We start from the raw sequence: 875 nt of genomic DNA on the forward strand, positions 1-875 counted from the left end.
GCGAATCGATGCGATTAATCGCGCCATTCCTCAGCGGCGAGACTCCAAACAAGGGGTAAACTGTGTCTGACTCATTAGAAAAATTTGTGCTTCAATATACGGTGGACTTGAAAGAGTCCATCAATCGTCTTGAGCAATTGCAAGATAAGGTTGATCAGACAAACAAAAAGGCAAAATCCGCTGGCAAAGATTTCTCTGGAGCATTCAAAGATGTTTTTGGCGAGTTAAAGCCGCTTACTGGTGAGCTAGGGTCAATTGACGGAATACTTGCGCGGCTGACATATCGTTTTGCCGCGCTCGTCCCTGTTGTCGCAGGATTGGCAGTCGTCGTCAAATCCATCGTTGATGTTCGAAAAGAATACGAAGCGCAAAGAAAGCTTGGTTTTGAAGCCGGACTCTCTCCAATGGGTGTCGAACAACTACAACGACAGTTGAATGAAAGTTCAGGTGGCATCCTTGGCGCACAGGGGTCGCGAGACTTAATCAGCAAAGCTTCTAATCTGGCATTCAATGCATACACCAACCCTGATGTGATGAACAAGGACAACTTGTTGCTGAACAAGATGGGGACAAGTCCTTTCAACAGTAACGGCGGCATCAAAGACACGAATCAGCTGCTTGATGAAATTGGAACAAAGCTGAGAAGTGTGAATGAGCAAACCGCTCGTGCTATTGGTGCTCTGGCAGGTTTTACCGCCGATGAAGTCCGCGCCCTTCGCGAGCGCAACCAGTCTGTGAAAGAAAGCACACGCATAAGCGATGAGGAAACGGCAAAGCTGCAGCGCCAACAAGCTGCTCTTGAGACTATACGAAATAGTATGGGGCAAATTCAAGAAGATTGGCGGCGTATTGAGCTGGTTATCGGTGAAAACGTT

Annotated in this window: 1 protein-coding gene; it reads left to right on the forward strand. The window is 47.5% G+C overall.

The genetic code is table 11. From position 1 onward, the window contains the following. Positions 1-62 precede the first annotated feature (62 nt). On the forward strand, positions 63-875 hold an 813-nt coding region (locus Y887_RS20535), incomplete at its 3' end, for a hypothetical protein (protein WP_157004352.1).

This window comes from Xanthomonas pisi DSM 18956, assembly GCF_001010415.1.
GTDB classification, from domain to species: domain Bacteria; phylum Pseudomonadota; class Gammaproteobacteria; order Xanthomonadales; family Xanthomonadaceae; genus Xanthomonas; species Xanthomonas pisi.